Annotated in this window: 14 protein-coding genes; 4 read left to right on the top strand and 10 right to left on the bottom strand. The window is 31.5% G+C overall.

What is annotated here, in order from left to right; all coding sequences use genetic code 11:
• Window positions 1-9 precede the first annotated feature (9 nt).
• The 4 genes from CUL_RS0114415 to CUL_RS0114400 form a co-directional block, all read right to left on the bottom strand.
• A complete protein-coding gene (locus CUL_RS0114415) occupies window positions 10-1386 on the bottom strand; it encodes an alanine/glycine:cation symporter family protein (RefSeq protein WP_005587331.1) in 1377 nt (458 codons plus the stop codon).
• An 87-nt stretch (window positions 1387-1473) separates the two neighbouring features.
• A complete protein-coding gene (locus tag CUL_RS0114410) occupies window positions 1474-2316 on the bottom strand; it encodes a response regulator (protein WP_005587330.1) in 843 nt (280 codons plus the stop codon).
• On the bottom strand, window positions 2313-3581 hold the full coding sequence (locus CUL_RS0114405) for a sensor histidine kinase (protein ID WP_005587329.1): 1269 nt from the start codon (window positions 3579-3581) through the stop codon (window positions 2313-2315). The genes CUL_RS0114410 and CUL_RS0114405 overlap by 4 nt, the downstream gene beginning before the upstream one ends.
• 8 nt (window positions 3582-3589) lie before the next feature.
• The gene (locus tag CUL_RS0114400; protein ID WP_005587328.1) at window positions 3590-4501 is read right to left on the bottom strand and encodes a DMT family transporter; all 912 of its coding nucleotides are present in this window, start codon (window positions 4499-4501) and stop codon (window positions 3590-3592) included.
• A 132-nt stretch (window positions 4502-4633) separates the two neighbouring features.
• Between CUL_RS0114400 and CUL_RS0114395 the strand changes: the two genes are divergently transcribed.
• The 3 genes from CUL_RS0114395 to CUL_RS0114385 all read left to right on the top strand — a co-directional run bounded on the left by CUL_RS0114395 (window position 4634) and on the right by CUL_RS0114385 (window position 7860).
• Window positions 4634-5953 (top strand): aminotransferase class V-fold PLP-dependent enzyme, encoded by a 1320-nt coding sequence (locus CUL_RS0114395; RefSeq protein WP_005587327.1) that lies wholly within the window; start codon window positions 4634-4636, stop codon window positions 5951-5953.
• A gap of 18 nt (window positions 5954-5971) precedes the next feature.
• Window positions 5972-6448 (top strand): DsrE/DsrF/DrsH-like family protein, encoded by a 477-nt coding sequence (locus CUL_RS0114390; protein ID WP_005587326.1) that lies wholly within the window; start codon window positions 5972-5974, stop codon window positions 6446-6448.
• A 113-nt stretch (window positions 6449-6561) separates the two neighbouring features.
• Window positions 6562-7860: a D-serine ammonia-lyase gene (locus CUL_RS0114385; protein WP_097677643.1), complete on the top strand. Its 1299-nt coding sequence runs from the start codon at window positions 6562-6564 to the stop codon at window positions 7858-7860.
• An 82-nt stretch (window positions 7861-7942) separates the two neighbouring features.
• Here CUL_RS0114385 and CUL_RS0114380 read toward each other — a convergent pair whose 3' ends face one another.
• From CUL_RS0114380 to CUL_RS0114365, 4 genes are read right to left on the bottom strand one after another with little or no spacing between them, the layout of a single operon-like run.
• Window positions 7943-8602 (bottom strand): ABC-2 transporter permease, encoded by a 660-nt coding sequence (locus CUL_RS0114380; RefSeq protein WP_005587324.1) that lies wholly within the window; start codon window positions 8600-8602, stop codon window positions 7943-7945.
• A gap of 12 nt (window positions 8603-8614) precedes the next feature.
• A complete protein-coding gene (locus tag CUL_RS0114375) occupies window positions 8615-9247 on the bottom strand; it encodes an ABC-2 transporter permease (RefSeq protein ID WP_005587323.1) in 633 nt (210 codons plus the stop codon).
• A 4-nt stretch (window positions 9248-9251) separates the two neighbouring features.
• Window positions 9252-10106: an ABC transporter ATP-binding protein gene (locus tag CUL_RS0114370; protein ID WP_005587322.1), complete on the bottom strand. Its 855-nt coding sequence runs from the start codon at window positions 10104-10106 to the stop codon at window positions 9252-9254.
• A gap of 2 nt (window positions 10107-10108) precedes the next feature.
• A complete protein-coding gene (locus CUL_RS0114365; protein ID WP_005587320.1) occupies window positions 10109-10483 on the bottom strand; it encodes a GntR family transcriptional regulator in 375 nt (124 codons plus the stop codon).
• Window positions 10484-10724: 241 nt separating this feature from the next.
• Between CUL_RS0114365 and CUL_RS0114360 the strand changes: the two genes are divergently transcribed.
• Window positions 10725-11279: a biotin transporter BioY gene (locus CUL_RS0114360; protein ID WP_005587319.1), complete on the top strand. Its 555-nt coding sequence runs from the start codon at window positions 10725-10727 to the stop codon at window positions 11277-11279.
• Between the two features lie 24 nt (window positions 11280-11303).
• On the opposite strand, the gene CUL_RS17555 is transcribed toward CUL_RS0114360, so the two are convergent.
• Both CUL_RS17555 and CUL_RS0114350 read right to left on the bottom strand, forming a co-directional pair.
• On the bottom strand, window positions 11304-12341 hold the full coding sequence (locus CUL_RS17555; RefSeq protein WP_005587318.1) for an HD-GYP domain-containing protein: 1038 nt from the start codon (window positions 12339-12341) through the stop codon (window positions 11304-11306).
• 112 nt (window positions 12342-12453) lie between these two features.
• A complete protein-coding gene (locus CUL_RS0114350; RefSeq protein WP_005587317.1) occupies window positions 12454-13437 on the bottom strand; it encodes a biotin--[acetyl-CoA-carboxylase] ligase in 984 nt (327 codons plus the stop codon).
• Window positions 13438-13583: the final 146 nt, after the last annotated feature.

Genomic DNA, 13583 nt, shown 5'->3' with positions numbered 1-13583 from the left:
TNTTTGTTCTTATCGCCTTTCAGGCGCATACTTTAATTCTTCAACATATTTTGTACCAAAGAAATCCTTAGTAAGCTTAATAACGACTCCACTTAATCCTAAGATTCCTATTAAGTTTGGAATGGCCATTAAACCATTTAATGTATCTGCAATATCCCAAAGGGTTTCAAGTCCTCCTACTGCACCAATCACTATGAAAGGTATCCAAATAATTCTATATGGAGTAATAACCTTAGGCCCAAATATAAACTCTGCTGAACGCTCTCCATAGTAAGACCAACTCAATAAAGTAGAAAAAGCAAATAGTAGTATTCCTACGGACACAATATACCCACCGATTACTGGAATGGATGTATCAAAGGCCATTGTAGTAAGAGCTGCACCAGTTTCTCCAGTATTCCATACCCCAGTTACTATAATTGATAATGCAGTTATAGTACAGATAATTAAAGTATCCATGAATACTTCAAAAACTCCCCATAATCCTTGACGTACAGGGTGATCTGTAGTTGCTGCTGCGTGGGCAATTGGAGCACTACCAAGCCCTGCTTCATTTGAAAACACTCCACGGGCTACACCCATTCTTGCAGCCAAAGCCATAGTAGAGCCTACAAATCCTCCAACTGCAGCCGAACCCGAAAAAGCGCTTCTAAATATTAATCCAAAGGCTGCTGGAATGTTTGAAATATTCATAATTAAAATAACTAAACCACCTAAAATATAAAAGGCTGCCATAAAAGGAACTAATCTTTCAGTTACCGTTGCAATCCTTTTCAAACCTCCAAACATAACTAGAGCAGCTAATACTGCTAACACAATACCCGTAGCCAATTTGGGGACTCCAAAGGTCACTTCAAGGGAAGCTGCCACTGAATTGGATTGAACCATGTTCCCTATACCAAAGGCTGCCATGGCTGCAAATATTGCAAAAATATAAGCTAACCAATTGGCTTTAAGGCCGTTTGCAATATAATACATAGGTCCACCAACAAACCTACCATCTTCTGTTTTTTCCCTATACTCTATACTAAGAACAACCTCAGCAAATTTTGTGGCCATTCCAAATAGAGCAGAAAGCCACATCCAGAATATAGCTCCAGGTCCTCCAATGGCTATGGCTGTCGCAACACCAGCAATATTTCCAGTACCTACTGTAGCAGCCAAAGCGGTTGCAACGGCCTGGAATGCAGTAATCTCTCCTTCTCCAGCAGTTTCCTTCTCAAACATCTTGAACAGTGTGTTTTTTAAGATATACCCAAGTTTTGTAATAGACATAAAATTAGTCCTAACGGTTAAGTATACGCCTGTTCCCACTAATAGAACTAACATTATTGGACCCCAGACAAAATCATTAATCATACTATTGAGTCTAATAAAAAAGTCCATATATATACCTCCTTATCCTTTTGATAGAAGTATATAATATGGACTTCAATAAACTACAAAAAACATTGAAAAGTATTCTGAAAATTTTTAATTGTCCAAATATTCACAAAACGATATTAAACCAATTAAAAACTTTTTGATATTGGTTGAACCACCCCTATCTGATTTTCCTCTTATATATTCCATTTCTCTCCGCACCTGTTCAAAATTAAATAGGCTATTGGAATATTGTACAAATATTTCATTCATATAGTCTTCAATACCTAAGTTTGCAATATTTGTCATAGCTATGCTAATAGCCCTTCTCATCCGTTGTTCCATGGATTTTGGATTATCTGTAAAGTGACTACAGAGTTCCCGAATAGTTATATTATTTAAATTTATACCTTTCATAATCACATATTTAACTACTTTTATTATTTCTTCGCTACCCTTTTCACTGATAATTCCCAATTCCATCAGTATATTATTGATACATTGTTCACAAGCTCCTTCTAATCTTACGATTTCCTTCTCGGGTTTATTATTAAATATCTGTTGCATCTTTAAAATAGTTCTATTTATCTCCATCCGTTCTATAACTTTCCTGATTATCATCTCAACTTCTATTGCATTGATTGGCTTATATATGTAATATTCTACACCATATCTATAGGCCTTTTCAACCATATTTTTGGAAGAAACTTGGGATATCATGATAAATTCGATATTAGGGTATTCTTCTTTAAGCTGCTTGACTATCCTTAACCCATCTATCCCTGGCATTAATAGGTCTATTAAAACTATATCTGGAATAATGGTTCTAATCCTATCAATTCCTTTTTCTCCATCTCTTTCCTCTCCTACTATTGTCCCCAAATCCTTGTCATCGATTATCTTCTTTAATATACGGATGATATTTATATCATCATCTAATATAAAAAATTTCATTCATTAATACCCTCCAATTCTTTCACTGGAATAGAAATAATAAAAGTACTCCCTTTACCAACTTTCGATTCTACCTGAATACTGCCTTTAAGATGGACTTGAAGAAGTTTTTCTATCAGAGTAAGACCTAATCCTCTATTGATTTGACCTGTATTATAATCTATCTTAGTAGAGTATCCTGGGGAAAATATATGGGGTAGATCCTCGTCGCTAATTCCACATCCATCATCCGTAATAGTGAATTGGTGATTGTTATTTTCAACAGTATGAGATACTAATATATTTCCCTTATTTTCAATGGAATCTATAGCATTCATTACAATATTTCTTAAGATTGACATGAGATAATAGTGTTTTTCTGTATAAAAATTTCTCCCTATCTCATATCGAATAACAATATCCTTCTCTTGCTTTTTTATATCCCTTTTCAAAGTTTCCTTTAATATGGCCATAAGTTCCGAAAAATACATCCCTGTATTATCTAATCTATCAGCCATTATTTCCTCTATACCCATTACAACCAATCCATATTCTTTCTTTATCTCATGGACATCTTTAGCTATCTCTAATGCCATATCACTCCAGCATTCTTTATTTTTATCTTCCCTAATATTGGAAAAGAGTTCGTAAGCATTAGACATTACCTTCTCAATATAGGCCATGTTTTTCTCCATCCAATAGACTTCGGTTTTTAATTGGGAAGTGAGTCTTAAGAGGTTTTTATATCTTTTATCATGTTCTTCCTTTATTAGGAATAATCTGTAATACTTATACCCCATTATCAACAGCCATACCAACCCGGCCCTCAGTAATCCTACAAAAAATAACACCTTTATTATTTCATAATCCTTAGTAAACAGATATCTACCGATCCTAATATATATTTCTATTACATTTGAGAAAGTGTCACTTAAAGCAGCTATAATGAACATTTTATTATGGGTAATAGGTTGAAATTTTCTTTTGAAATTAAAAAATAATATACCGTAGATTATATAGAAAATGTTTTCCGGCATAGAATAAAGAAAAGTCTCAGCAATAGCCCCCTGTAAGACTCCATAAAATACCACTCTAAATAAAACTAATGAAAAACCCGATAATATTCCAAAAATAATTGGATTAAATTCATCATACATAAACAGCAGTAAGGGAAACATTACTCCAGCGAAAGAAAACTTGAAATTTTTTACATAAAAATCAATGTATAAAAGAGAAGACAACCCTACTACAAGAGAAGAGATTATAATCTTTTTATACTTTTCCATATGATCACCTAAACCCCACCAATATTACTAGAATCTCCATTCCCCTTTAGCCTTTTTCTGAGAAAGCTCCATTTAGTTTCTGTAGTTAAGATAGATATTAGTATAGAAATACACCCTATTAAAAATCTAATAGTAAAAGGTTCTTTTAAAAATATTAGGGACATTATACCTCCAAATACAGCTTCCAAACTTAATATTATAGCAGCATGGGTAGATGAAGTATATTTTTGAGCTACATTTTGTACTAAAAAAGCTATCAAAGTACTAAATACAGCTAAATATAATATGGAAAATAAAGTTTCATTTGATAACTTCCCTATTTTAGGTTCTAATAATAATGCAAATATGGTAGAAAGTATACCTGCCACCAAAATTTGGATAACAGATAAAACAATCGGGTCATGTTCCTTTGAAAAATAACCAATGGTTGCTATATGGAATGCAAAGAATATGGCACAAATAAAGGTCAAAAACTCTCCATAGCCAAGCCTTAAATTACTTTCAAAACTTAAGATTCCTATACCTGTAAAACATAGAAATACTGCTATTACATCATAAATATCTGGCTTTTTTTTACTAATTGCCCAATATATAAATGGTACCATAACCACATTGCTAGCAGTGATAAATGCTTGTTTCCCAACCGTTGTATATTTAAGCCCTACAGTTTGCGTTGCAAACCCGGCAAATAAAAAAATACCTATTAAAAAACCTGCTTTCCAATCTTTTAACTTAGCCTTTTTTAACCTTTTAAAAAATACTAAGCTCATCAATAAAAAGGATATCATGAACCTAAATGCCAGTAGATAATAGGGCGTTATATGGTTTAAGGAATTCTTGGTAACGATAAACCCACTTCCCCATATAATAGCAACTATTAATAATGATAAATCTGCATATATACTTGACCTATCCTTCATATACTTCCTCCTATTAATTAAAGTCACTAACCATATTGTATCATATATTTACTATCTATTTTAATCAATAATAGGAACCTTTTTATTTTTTTTTAATATAATGGTATTACTATTGAGAATATAGGTGATTTTATGTATAAAAAATTAGTCTATGGGTTAGATGGTCTATTTCCATTAACTAATGGAAATAGGGTTCCTTATATAAATTTTGACAATGCTGCCACTACTCCACCTTTTTCCTCTGTGCTCTACGGAATAAATCATTTTTCCCCCTATTACTCTTCCGTCCACAGAGGAACAGGGTATAAATCCATTATATCATCCCATTTATATGATGAGGCACGAAATATTGTATTAGATTTTGTTAAGGCTGATCCTAAACATCATATAGCAGTATTTGTGAAAAATACAACGGAAGCCATTAACAAACTTTCCTATAGGCTTAGGGATGAAATAAAAGATGGAATAGTCCTTTCCACTTATATGGAACATCATTCCAATGATTTGCCGTGGAGATATAAATATAATATAGATTATGTTAAAGTAGATGTAAAGGGTAGATTGTCCTTAGATCATTTAGAATACCTTTTAAAAAAGTATCAGGGCAAAGTAAGATTAGTTGCTCTAACTGGTGCTTCTAATGTAACAGGCTATATTAATCCAATACATAAGATAGCTGAATTAGCCCATAGATATGGAAGTAAAATATTAGTGGATGGTGCTCAGTTAGTCCCTCATCATCCTGTAGATATTAAACCCGTAGAAGATCCAGCCCATATCGACTATATAGCCTTTTCTGCCCATAAAATGTATGCTCCCTTCGGCACCGGAGTGCTAATTGCTCCTAAGGATACCTTTAAAACTGGTTTTTCAGATCATATAGGTGGAGGTACTGTCGATTTAGTAACAATAGATGAAGTCATATGGGCTTCTCCTCCTGAAAAGGAAGAGGCAGGAACTCCCAACCTGTTTGGAGTAGTGGCTTTAATTGAAAGCATTAATACATTAAAAAAATTAGGCATGGAAAAAGTTGCTGAATACGAAAGAAGATTAACCCGATATACTTTAGAAAAAATGAAAACTATACCAAATATTATATTATATGATGATGGAGATGTAGAAAATAAAGTGTCTATTATATCTTTCAATATAGATGGTCTATATCATGGAACTGTAGCTACAGCCCTTTCCTTAGAAGGAGGAATTGGAGTCAGGAATGGATGTTTTTGTGCCCAGCCCTATGTGCAAAAATTGCTCCATATTTCAAAAGAGGATATAGAAAAGTATAAAGAAAATAGGGATATGCTCAGACCTGGCACCGTTAGAATTAGTTATGGTCTTTATAATGATTTTAAAGAAGTAAATATAATGATCGAATTATTAAAAGAGATAGGAAGTAAAATAGAATATTACGATTCTAAGTATAGAAATCCTCCTTTCTACTCAAAATAGTGGAGAGGAGGTTCTTTTATGGATAAAAAGATGAATATACTTATGTTTAGTGGAGAATATGACAAAGCCCTAGCTGCTTTAATACTAGCCAACTCTGCTAAGGAAATAAATATGGATGTAACCATATTCTTTGCTTTTTGGGGATTGCTATTGATTAGGGAGCCAGAAAATATGTCTGATGAGGACAAATCCACCTATGAAAAAATGTTTGCAAATATGACACCAAAACATATTGAAGAATTACCTCTATCCAAAATGAACTTTGCTGGGATAGGTAAGAAGATGTTGACAGAGATGATGGAAGAAAACCATACTCCAAAATTGAAAGATTTCTTAATAGGTGCTATTAATAAAGGGGTGAATTTTAAGGCCTGCAAACTTTCCTGTGAAGTTATGGGATTTAAAGAAGATGAACTTATTAAAGAGGTAAAAATAGTAACTGCAGAAGAATATCTGATAGATGCTATGGATTCAAATATTCAATTATTTATTTAAACAGGCCAAAGGATGTGCCTTTGACCTGTTTAAAATTAACAAACACACTCTTCCTTTAGGGATAATATTTATATATACTAGTATTAAATATAAATATATTTAAAGGAGGAATAATGGTGGGAAGTAACCAAATGAATCAAATAAAATCCTTAAAAGAAGTTTTTTGGTTAAATCCAAATTATTCTAGCTTTCCTAGTATTGTCAATGATCTGCCCTTATCCTATGAGGATATATTAGAGGCCGAGAAAAGGTTAAAAAGATTTGCCCCTTTTATTGAAAAGATATTCCCAGAAACCGTTGACGGTATCATTGAATCACCTATATCTCCAATTGACTCTATGAAAGCAAAGATGGAAAAAGATTATGGTTGTAAAATATATGGTAATTTAATATTAAAAAGAGATGATCTGCTTCCTATTGCAGGTTCCATCAAGGCAAGAGGAGGAATATATGAAGTATTAAAGCACGCAGAGACTTTAGCTATTAAAAATAATTTATTATCCATTTATGATAATTACTCTATACTAGCAAAAGATAGGTTTAAAGACTTCTTCTCCAATTACATAATCCAAGTAGGCAGTACTGGTAATTTAGGATTGAGTATAGGGATAATGAGTGCAAAAATTGGATTTAAGGTAATAGTTCATATGTCTCAGGATGCAAAGAAGTGGAAGAAAGATTTGCTTAGAAGTAAAGGAGTAGAAGTAATTGAATATTCATCTGATTATTCAAAGGCTGTAGAAGAAGGTAGAAAGCAATCAGAAAGTAATCCTAATAGTCATTTTATAGATGATGAAAATTCTAAAGCCCTATTCCTAGGATATGCTGTAGGTGGGTTAAGAATTAAAGAACAGTTAAAAAGAATGGGAATAATAGTAGATGAAGATCATCCTCTCTTTGTATACCTTCCTTGTGGAGTAGGAGGAGGTCCTGGTGGAGTGGCTTATGGATTGAAGTTTATTTATGGAGATAATGTTCATTGTTTTTTTGCCGAACCTACCCATTCTCCTGCCATGCTACTAGGTCTAATGACAGGTCTTCATGATAAAATATCCGTAGATGATTTTGGATTGGACAATATAACTGAAGCCGATGGATTGGCAGTAGGCCGCCCTTCATCCTTTGTAGGAAAAATTATGGACAAACTGCTAAGTGGTATATTTACCATAGGCGATAATAAATTATATACATTTTTAACAGCTCTAGCGAATGAGGAAGAAATTTTCTTAGAGCCTTCAGCATTGGCAGGATTTTTAGGGCCAGTATTTTTATCAAGTGAAGAAGGAGAAGAATATTTAGCAAAACAAGATATTCTAAATAAAAGGGATAATATCACCCATATGTGCTGGGCTACCGGTGGAAGCTTAGTACCTGAAAGTATAATGAAGGAATATTATAGAAAGGGTAAATAATACAGTACCATATCATTCTCAATCCAGTGAAGAATCCCAGTTTAGAGATCCTTCGCTGGCATTGAGAATAACAAAAGTAAATTTAAAATTCCCTTTTTAGATAAATCTTTTTAGATACTTGTAAGGAGATATAAAACATTATTAATGAAAATACTAATAAATAAATATTCAATTTATTGATATTTATAGAAATTATCTTTTCTAACTTACCTATTGCCTCCAACTTTTTTATAAACTTACTTATTATACTTGGTCCTATCACCATCACTATCCATAATATCATATTAAAACTTCTAATTCCCTCGCCAATTTTAAAATAGAAAGGATAGTATATGGAATAAAATATTAAGGATATATTGGCTACAAAGAGAGCATTCCATAAGCTTGCACTCATACTATTATCAACAATATATAAAACAGAAATAATTTTGGTAAATAACAGTATAACCCCAGACCCTAATATTATAAATAATATAAGAGTTAAATATTTACCCCTAACTATATCTTGCCTATCTATAGGAAAGCTATTTATGATAATTTCGCTTTTAGATTTATCATCGTAACCGTTGGTGTATATGACTAACATAAATATTAATATAATCATTCCAAGAACATATAGTAAACTAGCTATCATATAATCAGGCATGGTAAGCCCCATGGCAGCAATAAATAATGCATATATTCCTCCAAAAATATTTATCTTTTTTGATAATTTTAAATCCTTTTTTACTAAATTGAACATAGTTTCACTCCTTTATAAATCCCTACTTTGGTAAAGCTTCATAGATAACAGTAAGGAAGCTATAAACATTATTATGGGTACAAATACCATGTTTTTTCCTTGAAACAATCCTATCTTTTTTACTAAAGATTTATCTCCCAAAGCCCCTAAATTTGCCATACCAATAAAGAAACCTATGAATACCACCATATGGACTAACCGTGCAATCCTAGGTTCAAAATAGAAATAGGCAGGAAATACTATGGATGTAGCAAACATTATTATAGGAATAGCTTTAATGACCATTTCCATGTTGAAATAATCCACAGCTTTTAATCCGGTCCAATTGATTATCCACAAATAAACCCCAGCATACACAATAGTCATAATAAAATATACAAAGGTAGATAGATATTTATAGAAAACTATAGCCTCTCCATTTATAGGCAATGAATTTATAATATACCTACCTTTGCCATCAATATCATAGTAAAAGGATGTTATAGATATAATATAGGTGTAGGCTACTATTATTGCAAGATATAGCCATTTAGGGTCGTAGGAATCTATTATCAATATTAAGAATGGTATATAAAATAGCATGAAAAAACCATCTCGCTTATTACAAAACAATAACATTAAATCTCTTTTTATAATCCCCAACATTTCTTTACCTCCTCACACTATAGACCATAATATCTTCTAATGTTGCTTTTTCAATTAATATATTGTTGCCAAAAGTCCTTTTCATCCCATCTATATTATCCGTTAGCCCTTCAAATCCAACTTTAGTCTCCCTTAATCCTATAAACTCTTTTCTTGAATCCTTATTTAGAAGCTCTGTGCCCCCTTTAACTATCGCATAGCTTTCCATTACTTCATCTTTAGGTTTCGAAAATATTATTTTACCATCATTTATAAAGGTTATATAATCAGCTATCTTTTCCAAGTCTGTAGTAATATGAGTGGAAAAGAATATACTTTTGCTATCATCCTGGATTATATTATATAGAATATCTAAAATTTCCCTCCTAAAAACTGGGTCCAACCCAGATGTAGGTTCATCCATAATAATAAGATCTGCATGATGGGATAAAGCTATGCCCAATGAAAATTTCATCTTCATCCCTTTAGATAATGTTTTAATCTTTACTTTTGGATTCAAACCAAATTCATGGATATAATAGTTAAACTGATGCTCATCCCATTTGGAATAAAAGGAGGCCACAATATTTTTCATCTGATTAATAGTTAAATCTTCATAATAATAGTTCTCATCGTATACGAAGCCTATTCTATCCTTTATTTCCTTTTCATATTTAATATGATCTTTACCAAATACTTTAATTTCCCCACCATTCTTCTTAAGTAAATTCATTATTAGTTTAATAGTAGTACTTTTACCTGCTCCATTAGGACCTATAAATCCCATAATATATCCTGGTTCTAATTTAAAACTTATATCATCTAATGTAAAATTTTTAAACTCTTTTCTTAAATTCTTTATTTCTAAAATATAATCCATAGCTATACCTCCTGAAATAAAATTTTTAACATTTCTTCTATTTCTTCGTAGTTTAAGCCTAATAGTTTGCTTTCTTCTACTACCTCTGCCAATTTTTCTTCTATAATTTTTAATTTTTTCTCCCGCATTAGCTCCTTATTTTGGCCTGCTACATAGGACCCCTTTCCCTGCATGGTTTCAATAAAGCCTTCTTTTTCTAATTCATCATAAGCCCTTTTAGTGGTAATAACAGATATCTGAAGATCCTTTGCCAATCCTCTGATAGAAGGAAGTAAGTCCCCTTCATTTAGTTCACCTTTTAAAATCATTCCCTTTATCTGTTTAGATATCTGTTCATATATAGGTTCATTTGAAGAATTAGATACTATAATTTTCATAGCCATCCTCCTAAATAAATAGTACATAATGTTTATCATGTATATACTGTTTATGTTTTCTATATACAGTATATACATGATTTTTCTATCTGTCAATATAATAATCTAAAAAAACCCAATATTTATTTTTTTATATACTTTGTGAACCTCAATTATTTTATGGTTGACATTTAGCTTAAAATTTTTTATAATCTTATTGTCAACTTATTTAATAATAATGGTTTACATATAGGGGGATTAGATGAAATTATCTACAAAGGAAATGATATTAGTATCTTTATTTACTGCATTAACAGCTATTGGGGCTTTCTTAAGTATACCTATAGGAGATGTGCCTATTACATTACAGAGTTTGTTCGTCATACTATCAGGGCTTTTACTTGGTCCAAAATTAGGTAGTCTCTCCCAGTTAGTCTATATTTTACTAGGCCTTTCTGGAGTGAGAATTTTCGCTGGATTTTCAGGAGGCCCTCAGATAATACTCAAACCAAGTTTTGGATTTTTAATAGGATTTATATTTGCAGCTTATATTGTAGGAAAGATTGCACATAATGGAAAAAATATAAGCTTGAGGCAGGTATTCTTAGCAACTTTAGCAGGGACTTTAGTTATATATTTATTTGGTGTTCCATATATGTATTTCATTCTCAACACTGTAGTGGGCAAATCCCTCCCTTTTTCCGTTGCTTTAAAAACTGGATGTATAATATTTCTACCAGGAGATATATTTAAAGCTATTCTATCTTCATTAATAGCCTCAAAAATACTTATGAGAATAAATCTTGTAAAACAATAATAACCCATTAGATATCTAATGGGTCTATCCTATTATCTCTTTTATTTTTAAGGAAGTATATTTTGAAAGATTTATATGCTGCCCATCTACATTGATTATGGGCTTGGTTAATTTTTTAGGATGAATAAACTGTATCTTACCTACCCTTCCGTCATTTAATTTTACTTTAGAATTTACATAAAGTTGAGATATATTTTTTAAAAAAATAGTTAATAAGGGTCTACTAAATTTATTAAATCCCAAATTGTAAAATTCCTCTATGGCATCAAAAGGGGTACTTTTTTCTTTATACACCCTTTCTGATGTCAATGCATCGTATACATCTGCTATTGCCAGTATCTTAGCATATAAATTAATATCCCTTCCTTTTAGACCACTAGGATAACCACTTCCATCTTCCCTTTCGTGATGACCAAGTATAGCTTCCCTAACCTCTTCTTTCAGAAAAGGGATTTTTTTAGATAATATATATCCATCAACTGTATGTTTTTTAACCACGTTAAATTCTTTTTCTGTTAACCTACCCTTTTTGTTCAATATATCCTTTGGCACTTTAGCCTTGCCAATATCGTGAAGTAAAGCAGCTTGACATAGTTCTTTAATTTTATCTTTATCTAATCCTATTAAATTACCTATATATACAGAATATATTGCTACATTTATACTATGGTTGTAAGTATATTCATCTGTATCCTTAATCCTTTCAGTTTGTCCGATCATTTGATTATTTTTATTAATTTCAGTAGACAAAGTTTTAGAAACATCCTCTAGTCTATTTGGGTCCACTCCTTTTCCTGCTGCTAGTCGGGTAACTATTTTCTGCATTGCTAAGATATTTTCTTTATGCCCGAAAGACAAACTTAATCCTTTTAATAAATGAATCTCTTCCTTGGCCGGATATATTGGCACTTTTTCTATTTTAAATTTAGATAAAATCTTTAATGCATATTCATTTATTATAGCATTTTTTCCCATTAAAATATTGCCTTCATCATCAAAAATATCTTCAATTAGTATTTCATCTATTGCATTTTCAATTGAACAAAGAGGTATGGTTATCAATTACTTTCACCACTATTCTAATTAATTTGTTTTCTTCCATGGTTTCTGGTATATTTTATCATATTTTTATATAGATTGTCGTTTTTTTATGAATTTTAGTAATAACTACCTATTATATATATCCCTTCAACCCTCGGATTGAAACCTCGCCAGAAAAAACTTCTTCAACTTTACCATCTTTGTATTTAACTATTAACTGACCTTCATCATCTATATCTAAAGCCTGGCCTATATATTCAGTATCCTCCCTTATTATCCGTATTTCTCTTCCGATTAATATAGAATTTTCTCTGGATATATGGATAGTTTTAGAAATATCTCCCCTTTCTTTAAAAGGAATATATAGGTCTTCAAAATGGTTTAAAATCTTTGCTGTTAGTCTTTTCCTATCTATTTTGCTACCAGTAATAATCTTTAAGGATGTGGCTTTGTCAATTAATTTTCTATTAAAATCTTCGCTGTCTAAATTTACATTAATACCTATTCCCATAATTACGTAATTTATCATATTTAATTCACAACTCATCTCTGTAAGAATACCGCATACTTTTTTGTCCTGGATTAAAATATCATTAGGCCATTTAATACAGGAACCAATTCCTATTTCTTCTAGTCCTTTATTTACTGCAGCTGCTCCTATTAAAGTCAATTTTGCCACTTCTGAAGGAGCCATCTCAGGTTTTAATATTATACTCATCCATATGCCTTTTCCTTTAGGAGAAACCCAATTTCTACCTAATCGTCCTTTACCTTTAGTCTGTTCTTCAGCTATTATTATAGTACCTTCCTCCTCATTGAAGGCCATTTCCTTAGCCTTCATATTTGTAGATGTTAAAGTATCTAAATAATATACTTTCCTTCCTATAAAATCAGTAGTCAAATATTCTTTTATTTCTTCCAAAGTGAGTATGTCTGGACAAGATAATAGCTTATACCCGTTTTTTGGCATAGATTCAATCTCATATCCTTCTTCTCTCAATATATTTATATGTTTCCATACTGCTGATCGACTTATACCTAGCTCATAACTTATCTTTTCACCAGATATGAAAATATCCTCATTTCTCTTTAACATTGCTAAAATCTTTTTCCTCATATAATCACATCCTTAGTTTATATAATCTAGAAATTATTTTTCTTTCTAACTTATATTATATATTTAATTTTCGTCGGTATAAATAAGGGTATAATACAAATATAATCTTAACATATTAAAAAAATTAAACAAAGTAATCGTCTATT

Origin of the sequence: [Clostridium] ultunense DSM 10521 (assembly GCF_000511955.1) — a bacterium.
In the GTDB taxonomy this organism is placed as follows: domain Bacteria; phylum Bacillota; class Clostridia; order Tissierellales; family Tepidimicrobiaceae; genus Schnuerera; species Schnuerera ultunensis.
The sequence above is the reverse complement of the archived record's forward strand: the minus strand, read 5'-3'. Positions and strand labels throughout refer to the sequence as shown.

What these genes read in the sequence shown, in the direction of transcription:
- CUL_RS0114415 (WP_005587331.1), bottom strand. Translation starts at nt 1,386, where the DNA reads ATGGACTTTTTTATTAGACTCAATAGTATGATTAATGATTTTGTCTGG.
- CUL_RS0114410 (WP_005587330.1), bottom strand. Translation starts at nt 2,316, where the DNA reads ATGAAATTTTTTATATTAGATGATGATATAAATATCATCCGTATATTA.
- CUL_RS0114405 (WP_005587329.1), bottom strand. Translation starts at nt 3,581, where the DNA reads ATGGAAAAGTATAAAAAGATTATAATCTCTTCTCTTGTAGTAGGGTTG.
- CUL_RS0114400 (WP_005587328.1), bottom strand. Translation starts at nt 4,501, where the DNA reads ATGAAGGATAGGTCAAGTATATATGCAGATTTATCATTATTAATAGTT.
- CUL_RS0114395 (WP_005587327.1), top strand. Translation starts at nt 4,634, where the DNA reads ATGTATAAAAAATTAGTCTATGGGTTAGATGGTCTATTTCCATTAACT.
- CUL_RS0114390 (WP_005587326.1), top strand. Translation starts at nt 5,972, where the DNA reads ATGGATAAAAAGATGAATATACTTATGTTTAGTGGAGAATATGACAAA.
- CUL_RS0114385 (WP_097677643.1), top strand. Translation starts at nt 6,562, where the DNA reads ATGGTGGGAAGTAACCAAATGAATCAAATAAAATCCTTAAAAGAAGTT.
- CUL_RS0114380 (WP_005587324.1), bottom strand. Translation starts at nt 8,602, where the DNA reads ATGTTCAATTTAGTAAAAAAGGATTTAAAATTATCAAAAAAGATAAAT.
- CUL_RS0114375 (WP_005587323.1), bottom strand. Translation starts at nt 9,247, where the DNA reads ATGTTGGGGATTATAAAAAGAGATTTAATGTTATTGTTTTGTAATAAG.
- CUL_RS0114370 (WP_005587322.1), bottom strand. Translation starts at nt 10,106, where the DNA reads ATGGATTATATTTTAGAAATAAAGAATTTAAGAAAAGAGTTTAAAAAT.
- CUL_RS0114365 (WP_005587320.1), bottom strand. Translation starts at nt 10,483, where the DNA reads ATGAAAATTATAGTATCTAATTCTTCAAATGAACCTATATATGAACAG.
- CUL_RS0114360 (WP_005587319.1), top strand. Translation starts at nt 10,725, where the DNA reads ATGAAATTATCTACAAAGGAAATGATATTAGTATCTTTATTTACTGCA.
- CUL_RS0114350 (WP_005587317.1), bottom strand. Translation starts at nt 13,437, where the DNA reads ATGAGGAAAAAGATTTTAGCAATGTTAAAGAGAAATGAGGATATTTTC.